This is a genomic window from Clostridium sp. 2218st1_F5_2218SCRN_220325 (assembly GCF_039062665.1).
Lineage (GTDB): Bacteria > Bacillota > Clostridia > Peptostreptococcales > Peptostreptococcaceae > Intestinibacter.
The window spans coordinates 118,687-134,684 of sequence record NZ_JBCLNH010000004.1; the positions used below are offsets into that span (position 1 = coordinate 118,687).

17 protein-coding genes are annotated in these 15,998 nt (G+C 27.2%); 5 read left to right on the top strand and 12 right to left on the bottom strand.

Features of this window, described 5'->3' with window-relative positions; translation table 11 throughout:
* Positions 1-3: 3 nt before the first annotated feature.
* The 5 genes from ABCM86_RS04065 to ABCM86_RS04085 all read right to left on the bottom strand — a co-directional run bounded on the left by ABCM86_RS04065 (position 4) and on the right by ABCM86_RS04085 (position 5,657).
* Positions 4-582: a nucleotidyltransferase family protein gene (locus ABCM86_RS04065; protein ID WP_295777521.1), complete on the bottom strand. Its 579-nt coding sequence runs from the start codon at positions 580-582 to the stop codon at positions 4-6.
* Positions 572-2,863 (bottom strand): molybdopterin cofactor-binding domain-containing protein, encoded by a 2,292-nt coding sequence (locus ABCM86_RS04070; RefSeq protein WP_343003533.1) that lies wholly within the window; start codon positions 2,861-2,863, stop codon positions 572-574. The genes ABCM86_RS04065 and ABCM86_RS04070 overlap by 11 nt, the downstream gene beginning before the upstream one ends.
* Positions 2,847-3,326, bottom strand: a complete 480-nt coding sequence (locus ABCM86_RS04075) for a 2Fe-2S iron-sulfur cluster-binding protein (RefSeq protein ID WP_195930643.1) — start codon at positions 3,324-3,326, stop codon at positions 2,847-2,849. Before ABCM86_RS04075 ends, ABCM86_RS04070 begins: the two co-directional genes overlap by 17 nt.
* 2 nt (positions 3,327-3,328) lie before the next feature.
* Positions 3,329-4,117, bottom strand: coding sequence for an FAD binding domain-containing protein (locus ABCM86_RS04080; RefSeq protein ID WP_295675157.1), 789 nt, complete (start codon positions 4,115-4,117; stop codon positions 3,329-3,331).
* Positions 4,118-4,334: 217 nt separating this feature from the next.
* Complete coding sequence (locus ABCM86_RS04085; RefSeq protein WP_295777517.1) at positions 4,335-5,657, bottom strand: nucleobase:cation symporter-2 family protein; 1,323 nt, start codon at positions 5,655-5,657, stop codon at positions 4,335-4,337.
* Between the two features lie 323 nt (positions 5,658-5,980).
* On the opposite strand from ABCM86_RS04085, the gene ABCM86_RS04090 reads away from it, so the two are divergent.
* Together ABCM86_RS04090 and ABCM86_RS04095 are read left to right on the top strand one after the other, a co-directional pair.
* Positions 5,981-7,465, top strand: a complete 1,485-nt coding sequence (locus tag ABCM86_RS04090) for a hypothetical protein (RefSeq protein WP_343003534.1) — start codon at positions 5,981-5,983, stop codon at positions 7,463-7,465.
* 111 nt (positions 7,466-7,576) lie between these two features.
* On the top strand, positions 7,577-8,011 hold the full coding sequence (locus tag ABCM86_RS04095; RefSeq protein WP_295675163.1) for a DUF2383 domain-containing protein: 435 nt from the start codon (positions 7,577-7,579) through the stop codon (positions 8,009-8,011).
* A 128-nt stretch (positions 8,012-8,139) separates the two neighbouring features.
* On the opposite strand, the gene ABCM86_RS04100 is transcribed toward ABCM86_RS04095, so the two are convergent.
* The 4 genes from ABCM86_RS04100 to ABCM86_RS04115 all read right to left on the bottom strand — a co-directional run bounded on the left by ABCM86_RS04100 (position 8,140) and on the right by ABCM86_RS04115 (position 10,553).
* Entirely contained in the window at positions 8,140-8,508 is a 369-nt protein-coding gene (locus ABCM86_RS04100) for a hypothetical protein (RefSeq protein WP_295573823.1), read from the bottom strand.
* 269 nt (positions 8,509-8,777) lie between these two features.
* Positions 8,778-9,308, bottom strand: coding sequence for a hypothetical protein (locus tag ABCM86_RS04105; RefSeq protein WP_295675167.1), 531 nt, complete (start codon positions 9,306-9,308; stop codon positions 8,778-8,780).
* A 25-nt stretch (positions 9,309-9,333) separates the two neighbouring features.
* The gene (locus ABCM86_RS04110; protein ID WP_195931729.1) at positions 9,334-9,849 is read right to left on the bottom strand and encodes a hypothetical protein; all 516 of its coding nucleotides are present in this window, start codon (positions 9,847-9,849) and stop codon (positions 9,334-9,336) included.
* 155 nt (positions 9,850-10,004) lie between these two features.
* Positions 10,005-10,553 (bottom strand): XRE family transcriptional regulator, encoded by a 549-nt coding sequence (locus ABCM86_RS04115; protein ID WP_330643937.1) that lies wholly within the window; start codon positions 10,551-10,553, stop codon positions 10,005-10,007.
* A 282-nt stretch (positions 10,554-10,835) separates the two neighbouring features.
* Here ABCM86_RS04115 and ABCM86_RS04120 point away from each other — a divergent pair, with 282 nt between their 5' ends.
* Positions 10,836-11,651, top strand: coding sequence for a carbon-nitrogen hydrolase family protein (locus ABCM86_RS04120; protein WP_295777514.1), 816 nt, complete (start codon positions 10,836-10,838; stop codon positions 11,649-11,651).
* Positions 11,652-11,842: 191 nt separating this feature from the next.
* Here ABCM86_RS04120 and ABCM86_RS04125 read toward each other — a convergent pair whose 3' ends face one another.
* Entirely contained in the window at positions 11,843-12,979 is a 1,137-nt protein-coding gene (locus ABCM86_RS04125) for an XRE family transcriptional regulator (RefSeq protein ID WP_295573817.1), read from the bottom strand.
* Positions 12,980-13,271: 292 nt separating this feature from the next.
* Here ABCM86_RS04125 and ABCM86_RS04130 point away from each other — a divergent pair, with 292 nt between their 5' ends.
* Both ABCM86_RS04130 and ABCM86_RS04135 read left to right on the top strand, forming a co-directional pair.
* The gene (locus ABCM86_RS04130; protein WP_295777915.1) at positions 13,272-13,766 is read left to right on the top strand and encodes a prolyl-tRNA synthetase associated domain-containing protein; all 495 of its coding nucleotides are present in this window, start codon (positions 13,272-13,274) and stop codon (positions 13,764-13,766) included.
* A 210-nt stretch (positions 13,767-13,976) separates the two neighbouring features.
* The gene (locus ABCM86_RS04135; protein WP_195929704.1) at positions 13,977-14,561 is read left to right on the top strand and encodes a hypothetical protein; all 585 of its coding nucleotides are present in this window, start codon (positions 13,977-13,979) and stop codon (positions 14,559-14,561) included.
* Positions 14,562-14,625: 64 nt separating this feature from the next.
* Here ABCM86_RS04135 and ABCM86_RS04140 read toward each other — a convergent pair whose 3' ends face one another.
* The gene (locus ABCM86_RS04140) at positions 14,626-15,369 is read right to left on the bottom strand and encodes a DUF6241 domain-containing protein (protein WP_343003535.1); all 744 of its coding nucleotides are present in this window, start codon (positions 15,367-15,369) and stop codon (positions 14,626-14,628) included.
* The gene (locus tag ABCM86_RS04145) at positions 15,370-15,855 is read right to left on the bottom strand and encodes a sigma-70 family RNA polymerase sigma factor (protein ID WP_195929702.1); all 486 of its coding nucleotides are present in this window, start codon (positions 15,853-15,855) and stop codon (positions 15,370-15,372) included.
* Positions 15,856-15,998: the final 143 nt, after the last annotated feature.

Sequence of the window (15,998 nt, forward strand, 5' to 3'; positions counted from 1 at the left end):
TTTTTATTTATTTTCTAATTGACTTTTATAGTCTATATCAATAAGTTCTCTTTTTTCTAAAACATCAAATATAAATAAATCATCTATATTTTTTAAAATTATTTTTTTTCCGCCCTTATCTCCATCTAACTTTAATAATTTATCTTTATATTTATCTGTAAAAATAGTTGGATTTAATAAAATACCGTCATTACTTACACAACCTAAATTCTTTTTACTTCTTATAAATTCATTTATAAATTTATTTATTGTTTCTTTTTTAATATATGGTTGATCACATACAATAAACATGTACGCATTATTAAATGAATTTGAAATTCCCAGTTTTATAGACTGAGAAATTCCAAATTCACTATTGTTGTTTTTTATTACTTTTATATCTTTATTTTTTAAATTATTTATTATTTCATCGTATTTTGTGACAAAAATTATTTCATCTATATTGTCATTGACTTTTTTTAAATCTATAAGTTTATCTAATGTATGTAAATACATTGGTTTTTTATTTATTTTATGTAGCAACTTATTTCCATTAAATCTTTTACTATTTCCAGATGCTAAAACGATTATGCTAAGCTTCAAGGTTATTTTTTAATATTCCCATCGCAATTTTCTCACTAGTCATAGGAAGCTCATTAATCCAAACTCCACTAGCGTTATATATTGCATGACATAATGCTGGAGATGGAGTATTTATAACTAATTCACCTATTGATTTTGCACCAAATGGACCACTTGGCTCATAACTTGATTCATATTCTACTCTTATTTTACCCATATCAAGTCTTGTAGGTATTTTATACTGCATAAATGAATCGTTTAATATTCTTCCTCGTTTGTCATATTGAACATCTTCGTATAGAGCCATACCTATACCTTGTACTAAACCACCTTCTGTTTGTACTGTTGCAAGAGCTGGATTTATTACTGTTCCGCAGTCTACACATGTCGCATAATCTATTATTTCAACATGTCCTGTTTCTTTATCTAATTCTATCTCAACAGCACCTGCCATATATGGTGGTGGTGATACTGGAGTTTTCTCCTTAGCTGTTGCTGTTAATGTGTGGTTGCTATAACACATTACATTGTTTGCTATATCTTTTAAAGTTATGCTTTTTTCTTCTTTTACAGAGTATACTTTTTCTCCATCAAAATCTGCATCTTCTATATCTATTTCTAACATCTCAGCTCCTGCAGCTATTATTTTCTCTCTAAGCATTTGACAAGTCTTTATAGTTGCATTTCCTGTTAAATATGTTGTACTTGATGCATAAGAACCAGAATCATATGGAGATATGTCAGTATCGACACCATAAACTACTATATTGTCGACATAAGTATCTAGACAATCGGCTGCCATTTGAGCAAGTATTGTGTCACATCCTGTACCCATATCAGTTGCACCTATCATCATTGAATAGAATCCATCGTCGTTTACTTTTATAGTTACACTAGCAACATCGACATGACTTATTGCTGAACCTTGCATAGCTACAGCAAGACCAACAGATCTTACTTTTCCGTTTCCTAAATCTTTACATGGGTATTTTTCATCCCAATTTATCATTTCTTTTACTTTATCTAAACATTTTTCAAGTGTACATGAGTTGGCAGTTTCTCCATGATAAGCTGGCATATAGTCGCCTTCGTGTATAAGGTTCTTTTTCTTAAACTCAATAGGGTCCATATTCATTTTCAATGCTAATTTATTCATAGTCGTCTCTAATGCATAGACACCTTGTGTCGCACCGTATCCTCTATATGCTCCTGCTGGAATAGTATTTGAGTAAACACCGTCAAATGAGAATTTAAATGCATTTACATGACTTGTATATAGAGGTAATGATTTTTGACCAGTTAAACCTATAGTTGTAGGTGTATGGTCTCCAAAAGCACCTGCATTTGATAAAGTATAAAGTGAGGCTGCTTTTAAGTTTCCATTTTCATCGGCACCTAGTTTTACAGTTATTTGCATTTGATGTCTTGGGCTCGATGCTATTTGACTTTCTTTACGGCTATATACTATTTTAGCTGGTTTACCAGTTTTCCACGTAACTAATGCGGGGAATATCTCATTTACTACACTTTGTTTTGCCCCAAATCCCCCACCTATTCTAGGTTTTATTACTCTTATATTTGACTTTGATGTTTCAAGTGCAGTTGCTAATATTCTTCTAACATGAAACGGTACTTGTGTCGCTGCAACACAAACAAGCCTACCATATGGATCTTTATATGTATATGCTCTAAAAGTCTCCATCATCGTCTGTTGGTTTGCCTTTGTTAAATATGTCTCTTCTATTACATATTTACATTTTTCAAACTCAGCTTCTACATCGCCTTCTTCCATAACATCATGGCATATTAAGTTTCTTTTTACATCTGGTGAAATCGGAACTTTTACTTCCCAATCTTCTTCTGGATGTACTACAACTTCATTATCTAACGCTTTTCTAAAATCAAGTACTGGCTCTAAAACTTCATACTCTACTTTTATCATTTTTAAAGCTCTATCTACACATTTTTCATTTTCACCAGCTACTATTGCAACAGCATCCCCTACGTATCTAACTCTCTCATCTAATATTTTTCTATCATATGGACTAAGTTCTGGATAAGTTTGACCTGCAGTTGTAAACCTTGAATTTGGAGCATCTTCCCATGTTAATATACATTCAATCCCTGGAACTTTAAGCGCCACATCTTTTTTTACATTTTTAACTAATGCATGAGCATGAGGTGAACGAAGTACCTTTACTATAAGTGCATCTTTTGGTGCTATATCATCAGTATATACAGGTTTTCCTGTAACAAGTGACATTGCATCTTTTTTCATAACACGATTATTTACAAACTTCATGGTTTACTGTCTCCTTATTTCTATCTAAATATTTTTTTATAGCTCTTAATTGACCTTGATATCCTGTACATCTACATAGATTTCCTGCTAAATACTCTTTTATTTCTCTTTCTGTTGGATTTTCTAACTCATCTTCCATAGCAAGAACATTCATTATAAATCCTGGAGAGCAATATCCACATTGTTCAGCTCCTTCTTTAGCTAAAAATGTCCCAAAATCTATAGCTCTATCTTGAACTCCTTCAAGAGTTACTACATGTTTATTATTTATTTGAGCTGCAAGTGTTGAACATGAAAGAACTGGCTTTTTATCTACCCAAACTGTACATAGACCACAGTTTGCAGTTTCACATCCTCTTTTAACAGAATAACAGCCCTTACTTCTAACATATTCAAGTAATAATATATCCGGTTCTATTTCATCTTTTATCATTTTTCCATTTAACCAAAACTTAATTTCCATATCTACATACCTCCAATTTCATTTATACATCTTCTAACTAACACTTTGCATAAATGACTTCTAAACTCTTTACTAGCTCTCATATTACTTCCAAACTCTAATTTAGACTCTACATAATCTGCAAATTTTTCTATTTCTTCTTTTGTAGGCTCATCACTTAGAATATTTTCTTCATCTAATATTAAAGCTGCCTTTTGTGGTCTAGCGCCAACCGCCACTTCAAATTTATCTTCTATTTTTGATACTGCACAAGTAAGTACAGGGAAGTCTGTAGATATATTCCTATGAGACATATAACTTATTTTTCTATTGTCTTTTTTTATTATAATTTTTTCTAATATATCACTATCATAAGGCATATTCACAAATTCTTTCATTGGAATCATTCCACCTTTATAAAGTTTTACATAGCTGTCTAAAGCTAATAAACATGTAAGAGGATCTGAGAATCCAAATCTTGAAAATATACTGCCACCTACAGTTGCACAATTTCTAAATTGGACTCCAACTATACTTTTTACACAATCTTTTATTGCATTATTAAAATAATTATTTAATCCCTCATGGACTTCTAAATCTCTAAGCCTTACCATTGCTCCTATTTCAAAACACTCATCATTTTCTTCTATTTTATCTAAATTTAAATTAGATAAATCTATAGCTGTTTGAATAGTTTTTTTACCCATCTTCATCCATAAAAGTCCGCCTAATACATTCGCCTTTTTACTTTTATTTAATTTATAAGCTTCTTCTAAGCTATCTACAACAACATATTTTTTAATTGTAAACATTAAATCCTCCTACTTTCTAAATGTATTTACATAAAAAAAGACAAACCCATAAGTCTGTCTATTTTGATAAAAAGAGATACGTTAAATTTCAAACGTTCTCTTTCCCCTTATATTTAAATACTACATTTTAACTTCATATCTAAACTTAACTTATTTTACCATAGCATTATACTTACTTCTATCTTATTTTATATATTTAGTAATTTTTATTTTGTATTTATGCTCCAACTTTTTGTGCGTCTTTTTGTTCATTATTTTTAGGCAAAATTAAATTTAAAACAGTAGCCACAACAAAAGTCATTATTATCCCATTTTCTGCAAATATATTAGATACCCAAGCTGGACATTGTGATAAAACTTCTGGAACATTTCCAATTCCAACACCTATTCCTATAGCCAAAGCTACTATAAGACTATTTCTTGCATCTAAATTTTCTCGAGATAATGATTGTATCCCACTTACAAGTATCATAGAGAACATTATAACCGCGGCTCCACCTAATACTGATTGAGGCATAACTGAAAATAATGCACTTAATTTAGGACAAAATCCGCATAAAATTAAAAATAGCGCACCTGTCATTATTACGAATCTATTTACGATTTTAGTAACAGTTACAAGACCTACATTTTGGCTAAAAGATGTATTTGGTAATATTCCAAATATAGCGGCAACTAAACTACCTACTCCGTCTGCCATAACACCACCAGATAATTCTCTATCAGTAGCTTCTCTATCAAGTCCACCATTTGTTATTCCTGATATATCTCCAACAGTTTCTACTGTAGTAGCTATAAACATAATACCCATAGCTATTATAGCTTCCATATTAAATTCAAATGGAACTACCATTGGATGTGGTAAAGAAAACCAAGCACTTTCTCTTACTTGAGTAAAATCTACCATATTCAAACATATAGCTAATATGTATCCAACTATTATACCTATTAATATAGATGAATCATTTAAAAATCCTTTAAATTGTTTTAGTATTAATATTACTATTATAACTGTTGTTCCTACTAAAAGATGGTTTAATGAACCGAAGTCTTTGGCTCCTGCCCCTCCTCCAAAATACTTAATTCCAACTGGTAATAAAGATAATCCTATAGATATTATAACTAGACTTGTAACGATTGGTGGGAATAGCTTTTTAAGTGGTTTTATAAAAAAACCTAAAACTAATTCTATTATACCTCCAACTAATGTAGCACCTATTATAGAACCATAACCATACTGTGCTCCAATTGCTTGAGCTGTACCGATAAATCCTGAACTTGTACCCATTACTATAGGAAGTTTTGCCCCGATTGGTCCTATAGGGTATAACTGAACTAATGTAATTACTCCTGCTACAAACATAGAGTTTTGAATAAGCATTGATCTTAAGCTAGAATCTATATTTAATAAACCACACACTATTATAAGTGGCGAAATATTTCCTAAAAACATTGCAAGAACATGCTGTATACCTAGAGGCACTGCCCTTTTAAGCTCTACTCTTCCATCTAATTCGTAAATTGACCCTTTTTTTTTCATAATACGCTCCTTCTTAAATATTTACTAAATACTTCGAAATAACTACTACTAAAATATACCACATACACAAACGTATTTCTATATTTTTTTTATATTTTTCGTATTTTTTTACACTAAATTGCATTTTTACGCTATATTTTACAAATCCAATTCGTGTTTTTATTTAATTTTGCTCTTATTTTAATTATTTTTCAATTAAATTTCCACTTAATAGTTTGGATATTAATTAAATTTAAGGTATAAAAATATTGATAAAATCTTCAAAAAGTATTATGATAAATTTTATATACAGTAATATCTAAATAAAATGAAGGGGGTAGTTTATGAGTAAAAAAAGAACACTGCAAAATAACTTAAGTTATGCTCTTAGATATATGTTTGATAATTATGGTATGAATATTTTCCTAGATTCTCAAAAATTTTTAATTACTCTAGATAATTTAATACCTACATTACAAGAAGAGTTATCTTTAGTTAAGTTTGCAATTGAAAAAAATGCAATCTCTACAATATTAAACGCTCACAATCAAAGAGATGTAGATAGAAACTTTGCTTATTTACGTGCAAAGACTATTCTTACAAAAAATGGAGTCGCAGAAAAAGGTGCAATATACATACTAGATTGTTTTTTATACGCGCTTGACTGGGTAGATGACTTCCCTGATTATGAAGATTTATCAGATGAAGACTTTAAAATTTCTGAAATTATTAGCGAAGAAGAAAAAAATAAAGCATTTGACAAAAAGCTTAGTTCACAAGCTCACAACAAAAATAAACCAATTATATCATTAAACAAACAAATGCCTGCTGAAACTAATGAAAATAAAACTTCACAAGTCGAACCTACTCATTTTGAAGAAAAAAATTTATCTTCTACTGAAAAAGATCCTGTAGAAAGTACTCTAGACCAAGATGATACTCAAAAATTAGATATCCATAGAAATAATCCAGAATCAGAATCTAATTCAAAATATTACTTAAATCATAGTTTTGAATATAAAGACCAATATGATGACTACGATGATGAATATGAATCTGGTCCTAATTTCAAAAAAATATCATTAATAATTGCATCTATACTTGTTTTAGGTTGTATAGGATTCTTTATGTTCAAAAATTTAACTACAGAAGCCCAAGCAGTTGTATCCGGTGTTTCTATAACTACAGAATACCAGATAGAAGACGGTGTTTACGTATTACCTATAAATAAAGAAACTGATTTAAATGTTATAATACAAAGCAGTAATTCAAAAGAGTTAGATTTATCTAAATTAAGCTTTAAAATAGATGACGAATCTATTTGTACACTTAAAAATGATGATAAAAAATGTACTATCACAGGTTTAAAAGAAGGTAAAACTAAATTAGTAGTAATTTATAATAATGAAATTGTAGATTCTATAGATTTATCTTTCAAAGAATTTGTAGATGATAAAAATACAGTTAACTCTAATACTGAAGAACAAGATTCTAAAACTGAAAGTAATACGAAAAAAGAAAACAGTACTACAATAAATAAAAATAACAATAGTACTACAGGTGGCAACAGCAATAATAATAGTAGTAATAATGGAAATGGTAATAACAACAGTAATAATAATACTAACAACAACAATAATAATAGTAATAACAACAATAATAGTAACAATAATAACAACAATAATAATAAACCAAATCCAAATCCAACACCTACTCCTGAACCTACGCCAACACCTGACCCAAATCCAACTCCTACTCCGGATCCTACACCGACTCCAGATCCGACTCCGACTCCAAATCCGGATACACAGTCAAGTAGTGAGTTGTAAAACAAAAATTCTCTAGATAATATCTAGAGAATTTTTTAATTTCTTATTATGTTATAAAAATAATTGTTATGTGAAATAATAACTCTATAATAAAAAGTAAAGGAGTTTATTATGCCTAACGAAGATACAATTAACTTACTAAAAGAATGTGACGCAGGTTGTAAGATGGGTATTGATTCTATCGAGCAAATCCTAGATAAAGTAGAAAATAAAAAGCTATACGATATTATAGTAAAATACTTAAATGATCACCAAAAACTTCAAAATAAAATAACTGATAAATTAAATGAATTTGGATGTGCAGAGGAACAACCTAGCACTATGGCTAAAGCTATGAGCCATATGAAAATAAATTTTAAACTTATAAAAGGTGAACACGATAAAGAAATCGCTGATTTAATGACAGAGGGATGTAATATGGGTATAAAATCTATAAATAAATATATGAATCAATATCCAACTGCATTAGAATCTATAAAAGGACTATGCTATGATTTAGCAGAACTTGAAGAAAATTTTGCAAAAGATATAAGACATTATTTATAAATTTTCATTTAAACACCCTAAAAAGTAGATTTATTTTAAACATATTTAAGGAAATCATATTTATCCACAATATTACAATAAAAAATGCCAAATATTATATGTTATATGGCATTTTTTATTGTCAAAAATTATAGCTCTGAAATTTCCATAAGCCTTATATATATTTTCTTTATTCTCAAGTTTATATATTCAATATATCCCCTTTTCATAATCCAGTCATTTACATCCATCTCATCAAATAAATCTTCATATTTCTCTCTTAAATACTCTATATTATCACTATGCATATTTAACATATATTCATATAAAAACTCATATGCATTTTTGTATGTAAATACATCAGTTTCTGAATTATTGACAGTAACTATCAATAACTGTCTTTTTTCATCTATATCAAACTCTGTTTTGTCCATCTCAAAACTCCCCATTTGACTTATTAATTTATCTACCTCTTCTAATAAATCTCTAGATTCTTTCAATAATTCAATCTCTCTCATAAAATCCCCCTAAAATTTTTATATAATTAAAGGCACAATATAAATTATATATTGTGCCTTATGTGTGCAAAATTAAATTTTAATTTTATATAATTTTAATTTTTTCCCTTTGTATTACTTGTAATTTATAAATTTTAATTTGTTAAAAAATATATGTGGTTTAAATGTTATATTTTAATTTGTGAATTGTTATATTCATTTATACCTCAAGTATACTAAAGATAGTATTTTAATTTGCACACATATTTATTAAAAGAATAAAAATTCTATTAATCTATATCTATTAAAATCTCATTATTAGCTTTATTTAATGCAATTTCAAGCTCTAAGATTTCTTCATTTCTATCTTCTAAATACTTTTTCAACTCTTTTTTATTAAAATTCGGTTCTTTAACTCTATAATAAACAGAAGTTGCCGCTGCATCTACTTTTCTTTCTTTTGATGATTTAACACCATCTAAAATATTTTCAAAATTATTGACTTGCTCTCTTAGATATTTAATTCTATTTAATGTGCCTTGAAGGCTTAGCTTACCGTTTTTTGTTTCTATATAATTTTCATTATTTGCCTTAGATATATTAGTTTTTATTGTAGAAATCTCTTGACCTAATTCTATTATAAGCTCAAATTCTCTATTAAAGTCGACAACCTCATTACAATCATATCTAGTTCCATCTGATTCTAATATATACTCTTGTACTATATTTTCAAGTCTCATCATAGTATACATTTTATCTCTGTATATTCTCTCTAATTCAGATACTCTTAACATTGCTTGACTTATTGTACTTCTTTCCATAATATATTCCTCCACAAGTTTTAAATTATTTTTTCTTAAAAACGTATGTAATTCCTATTATAAATAAAATTGTAAGTAAATAAGATAATATATAATTATAGCTACTAGTTGCCTGTGATAATAATATTAAAATAATTGCAACTAATTCTAAAGATGAAAATAATATATTCTTAGCTATTTCAACAAATAGCCCGAAAAATATCCATACTATCTTCATATCCCCACTTACATTATTAAAGCCATTTTTATAATCTAAAATAGTGCCTGTAATAATATTTCTAAAATAATTTCCAAATACAACTACTCCATTTTTAATTCCTTCAACTAATCCTAGATCATTTTTTAATTCAAATCCTACATTTTGTTTATAACTTGTTATATATTGATTTGAAATATTCTCTAATCTAGTTAATGAAGTATATCTATTTAACCTACTAGAATTAAAGATTTTACTTTGACCTGTATAGTTAACAGTAAGTGGCATAAATAGAGAACAAATTAATAAAATCAATATCAAAAATATAATTGGTTTCTTTTTCAAATTAAATTTCCCCCTATTATTTTACATGTTTATAATTATATCATAAGTTATTAATTTTTAGTTGTTTATATGATTTTTTTATAAAATTATGATACCTGTTTTAAGCTTTGTAAAAACAAAATGGACTAATTTTATTAAGATTAGCCCATTTTTTATTATTTATATATTTCTATATTATGAAATAAAACTTTTTCATTTCCTTTATTCATATATATGTGATTTAATCCCCCGCCAAATTTTAAACTGTCTCCTTTATTTAATTCATATACCTCTTGCTCTACTTGGATAGTCAATGTCCCTTCTGATACGAGAATCATTTCTTCTAAGACGTTTTTATGTATAGCTGATACATGACTACAATCTGGATATAATTCTACTAAAAATACATCTATCCCATTTTTCGAATCAAATGGAAATATAGGATATATTATCATTTTACCATTTTCCTCTTTAATTGGATGTATTTCGTCTTTTTTTACTAAAACTAGTTGATTTCTATTATCGTCCAATAAAGATATAAAATTAACTTTTAATCCAGATGAAATCTTCCATAATGTCGATATAGTTGGACTTGATTCTCCTCTTTCAATTTGCCCTAGCATAGCTTTACTAACGCCTGTCAATTTTGATGCTTCATCTAAACTCAACCCTAAACCATTTCTCAATCGTCTAAGATTTTGTCCCACTTTTGGAAGTTGTGACATAATAAATTATCTCCTTGCTTTTTATTTATAACTACTTAATTATAATAAGTATTCCCCCTTTTATATACTATCATGTATATTTCTATCATTATACTATACTTTTACCCGGATATGTATATTAATCGAGCATATTTTTGAATTTTCTAAATATATATTTGTATGTATATTTATATATAGTTTTTCTCGCTAATTAATTCTCACTCGTTTGACATTGATAAAAATCTTATATACCATTTTATTAATAAATATAAAATATATAAAGTCTAGGAGGATAATAGAAATATGAATAAAATAAAAGTAGCATTGATACAAATGCATGTCGAAGAAGATAAAGATAAGAATTTACAGACAGCTAGAAAATTTGTAAATAAGGCTGCTAATGATGGTTGTGATTTAGCAATTCTTCCAGAGATGTTTACTACTCCTTATAAAACAAGTAACTTCCCATTATATGCAGAATTTGAAGGTGAAAAATCATTTATAGAACTTTCTAATATGGCGAGAGAAAATAATATATATTTAGTAGGTGGCTCTATCCCTGAAAAAGATTTAAATAATCTAGTTTATAATACTTCATATGTATTTGATAGAAGTGGAGAAAAAATAGGAAAACATAGAAAAGTTCATTTATTCGATATAGATGTAAAAGGGGGACAAGCATTTAAAGAATCTGATACATTGACACCTGGCGATAATATTACTGTATTTAATACTGAGTTTGGAAAAATAGGACTTTGTATTTGTTTTGATTTTAGATTTCCCGAACTTGGAAGATTAATGGCACAAGATGGTGCAAAAATTATAATTGTTCCCGCTGCCTTTAATATGACTACAGGTCCTGCCCATTGGGATTTAATGTTTAGATCACGAGCTGTAGACAATCAAGTCTATACAATAGGTTGTGCACCTAGCAGAGATGTTGATAGTTGTTATATATCATATGGCAACTCTTTAGTTGTATCTCCTTGGGGCGATATTTTATATAAAATGAATGAAAAAGAAGGATATAAAATAATCGAATTAGACTTAGATTATGTAGACAAAATTAGAAAAGAACTCCCACTTCTGTCTGCTAGAAGAGTTGATTTGTACAAATAAAAAAATTCGCTTCGCTCATAGCGCCAACGACTTCGTCCGTTGCTTAAAATTCGCTTCGCTCATGGCGCCAACGAATCGGCGATTCCGTTGCTTTAGTTAATATGTTGGAAATTATACATTATCCACAAACCGGATAATATATAATTTCCTTAAGATTAAAAAATCCCCTTGTTAAAACAAGGGGGTATTTTTTACGCTCTTTTTCTTTTAAAATCAACTTTTTTTACATTATTTTTATTGTTTTTTGTTTGTAATGTATTTGGTTTTAAATCCATTAATATCTCTAAATCCTCTGGATATAAAGTTATCCCTTGAGAATATAATTTATCTATTAAAGTTGCATTGCTCACTATATGATTTTCTATTAAAGCTTCATATGCCATTTTTAGTAATGATGAGTCAGTTAATTTAAACTTATCATCTAGTGGTTCAACTTTATTCCAACCTCTTTGTTGCCAATCGTTAAGTAGATAATTGTATTTTTTATAGCTTATTACACCTAGACTATATGCTCTATAAACTAATAAACTAACAGGTACTGCCCATTTAGCTTTTAGATTAACAAAGTCTTCTAATTCATTTGCTTCTTGAATACTATTTAAAAATGCTTGTTTTGGAAGTAAAAATTCAGCAGCAAATTCTTCACAGTCAAATTTCTTTAAAGGTATATTTAGTATATCACTAACTATATATCCTAATTCACAAGCTAAGTCATGATTTCTTATAGGCGCAATATTTTTATCTCCACCTAAAGCAATAACGTATTTTGTATTTTTATCTACTGATTGCTTTTGAGTAAAAGGACTTGCACCCCTTCTATTAACATTCATATAGCTTATTATTATACCTTTTGCCGTCATTATATCACCTAAATTTAAAGGTGTTGGTTTTTCGTCATCCCATAAGTCCCAATGCTCTCTTATTTTTTGAGAAAGAACTTCCATAGAATCTCCTCTATGTAAATTATTAGGTAAGTCTAGTTGTGGGAAACCTATATAATCTTCAAAGAATAAAAATAATTTTCTTAACATAATTAATTTTTCTTTGTATGATATTTCTTCCATTCTTGGCAGTGTAGAATTTGGATTAAAGTGTGAATCCTCTACTAAAACTTTTATATTTTCATTATCATAGAAATATTCTCTTGGAAAATGAAGTATATTAGATAATTTTAATGCATTTTCTAAAGTTGGTTTATATTTATTTTCTTCAAAAGCTAATATATCTTTTTTATTTATATTTGTTTCTTTTGCTAAAATATCTATACTTTTGCCTCTATATACCCTAGCAATTTTTAATCTTTTTCCATTAAATAAATCTTTTTTCATTTTATTTTACTCTCTTTCATTATCAAACAAAAAACTTTTATAGATTATAAATAGAATTTTGTTTGATTTAGATTTTTTAACCTTTTCAATTATACTCAATATCAGCTATAATATCAAATAATATTTTAATCTTACAAATCCATAAATCTTGTAACTATTTCTTTTATATAGTATTATTATCAATATATTTATTATACTATATTTTTATATGTAGTATATTTTTGTTTTAATTAGGAAATATTTAATTTAAGATTTTTAAAACTTAAATTAAATGTATTAGGGGTGAATTTATATGAATGACAATAATGAACAAATAGTATTAGAAACGTTAGACAGATTACATATCAAATACGATATAACCGAGCATCCAGCTGTATTTACTATAGAAGATATGAATACACTTGGAATTATGCTTGAAGGAAATGTCGTTAAAAATCTATTTTTAAGAAATTCAAATGGAACAAATCACTATCTTTTAGTCATGGATAAAAATAAAAAAGCAAACTTAAAATCAATAAAAACTCAAATCAATTCTACTTCACTTAAATTTGCATCTGAAGAAAGGCTAAAAAAATATTTAAATCTTACAAGAGGCTCTGTAACTCCCCTTGGAATCTTAAATGATACAAACTGTGAAGTACAGGTTTTAATAGACGAGGATTTAATAGGCGAAAAGAAAATCGGAGTACATCCAAATACAAATACGTCTACTCTATGGATTTCACTAGAAGACCTTGTAAAAGTTATACAAAACCATGGCAATCAAATTACTTACATAAAAGTATAAATAATAAAGCATTTATTTAATTATAATAATATTAAGTAAATGCTTTTTAAATAAATTTTTATTTTAATATTTTCTACATTAAATATTTTTATTTAATTAAAATTCACATTCGATTTTATAGGAATTTATTGGCATTTTGTGTTATACTTTTAAAGATACATAAATTTATTCTATTTTTAAAAATTCTATAATTATACAGGAGGTGATTATATGAAAAAAAGAAGAGTAGTATATATTATAATTTTTCTAGCTATTATACTTATCAGTGGATTCGTTATAAAAAATAACTTAAAAAGTAATACCTTAGAAGCGCAAACTGATCAATTAGATTCTCCTTCTGGAACTAAAATTGATGATAGCGAAGATAAATCTAATCAAAAAATATCTGATTTAAAACTAAAAGGTTATATATTATCAATTAATGATGGCGATGTAGATTTTGAACAAATTATGAAAAAAGTAAATCTACAAGATAAAAAACCTGTTTATAGTCAGCTATCTTCCACTTACAACAGTGCCGCAATTATACAAACGAACCAAAAAATAGGTCCAATTTATCTAGTTGATTGTAAATATGATAAACAAAAAAAGACATATTCTATAAATAAAAATTCAAAACAATTAATAACTGAATTTATACAAAATTGTGATGCTCTTGTTTTTTTACATTCAGTAGACTCTGATATTGCTAAAAAAGCTATTTTAATTGAAGCAAAAGATAAAAATTATTATTATCCTTTAAGTAGAAATACTTTAGATGATTTAAGTGGAGAAGCATTAACAGAATTAAAATAATATAATTTACATCAAATAAAAACTGCCCTATATTACAAAATCCATTCTAATATAAGGCAGTTTTTTATTTAAAATATTTCTCTTTTATCTTTTCTATACTCTCTTCATCCAAATCATACGCTTCACCTACATTACCTTCAAGCATCGACCATACTTTATTATGTACCTCTATAGCATTTGAGAAATTTCCTTCTTTCCAACTTTCCAAGCTGCTTCTAAAATAAATCCTTTGATATCTATCTTCTATATAATCAATACCTGAAAGTGCTTTTTCAATTGTATTTGGCGTGACTTCTGTACATTCCCACTTATATTCAGCTTTTATAAGCGTATTTGCAAGTGAATGTATTAAATTTAATTCATCTGCATTGGAAGTAGGATCTTTTACCTCATCTTCTTTAATTATTAGACTTGGTTTAGCATTATTTAAATCCATAGACTCTACTTCTCCACCTAATAATTTCATTAAATTATCTTTTTCTAAGAAATTATGAGTTCTAAGAAATATAGGATATATATTACCAAACTTCATAAATATATTTGGCTTAATTATTCCTATTATCGGCAATAATATTATGCATACTAATAATAAATCAATAAACCAACTAAAATAATAAGATTTTTTTTCTTTTTTTTCTTCTTTAAAAGGTTCATCGATTATATCATCTAAATCTAGTGGAATCTTTATATTCTCTAAATCTTTCTTTGAAAAATAGAAATCCTTAATATCTTTTTTTATATCTTCATCTATATTTATGTCAATATTAGATATATCACTTTTCATATTATACGACTTTTTTTCCTCCATTTATAAATATTCACCCACACTTGCTTTTATTTTTTTTAATGATTGTCTAAAATAAATTTTAACAGTATCAGTATTTAAATCTAATACTTCCCCTATCTCTTCATCAGACAGATCAAAATAACATTTAAAAATAACTACATTTTTATATTTTACATCTAATAAATCAATCGCTTCATATAAATTTATTTTTCCATCACAATAATATTTATCTAAACTTTTATCTTTATCTAGCATACCAACATATTTTAAAAAATTATTTGTATTTATAATAGTTATTTTGTACAACCATAATATAATATTTTGGTTTTCATCTAATTTAGACATATTATCCTCAATAAAATACATCGTATCTGTCAATATTCTTTTAGCATCATCTTCATATTTAGTATGTAAAAATACCAATTTATACATCTGTTCAATATTATCTTTTATAACTTGCTTTATAGCTTTTTTATTTCCTTTTCTAGCTTTTGAGATATTATCCAAACCATTTCTCCTTTTCCTTCTATTAGAAATAATTTTACACTCTTTTTACATTTTCATCAACAATATAATATGTACTATAAATTTCATAAATTTTTTTCAATTATAAATCATATAAATAAATATATTGAATTTAAAGGAGAAAA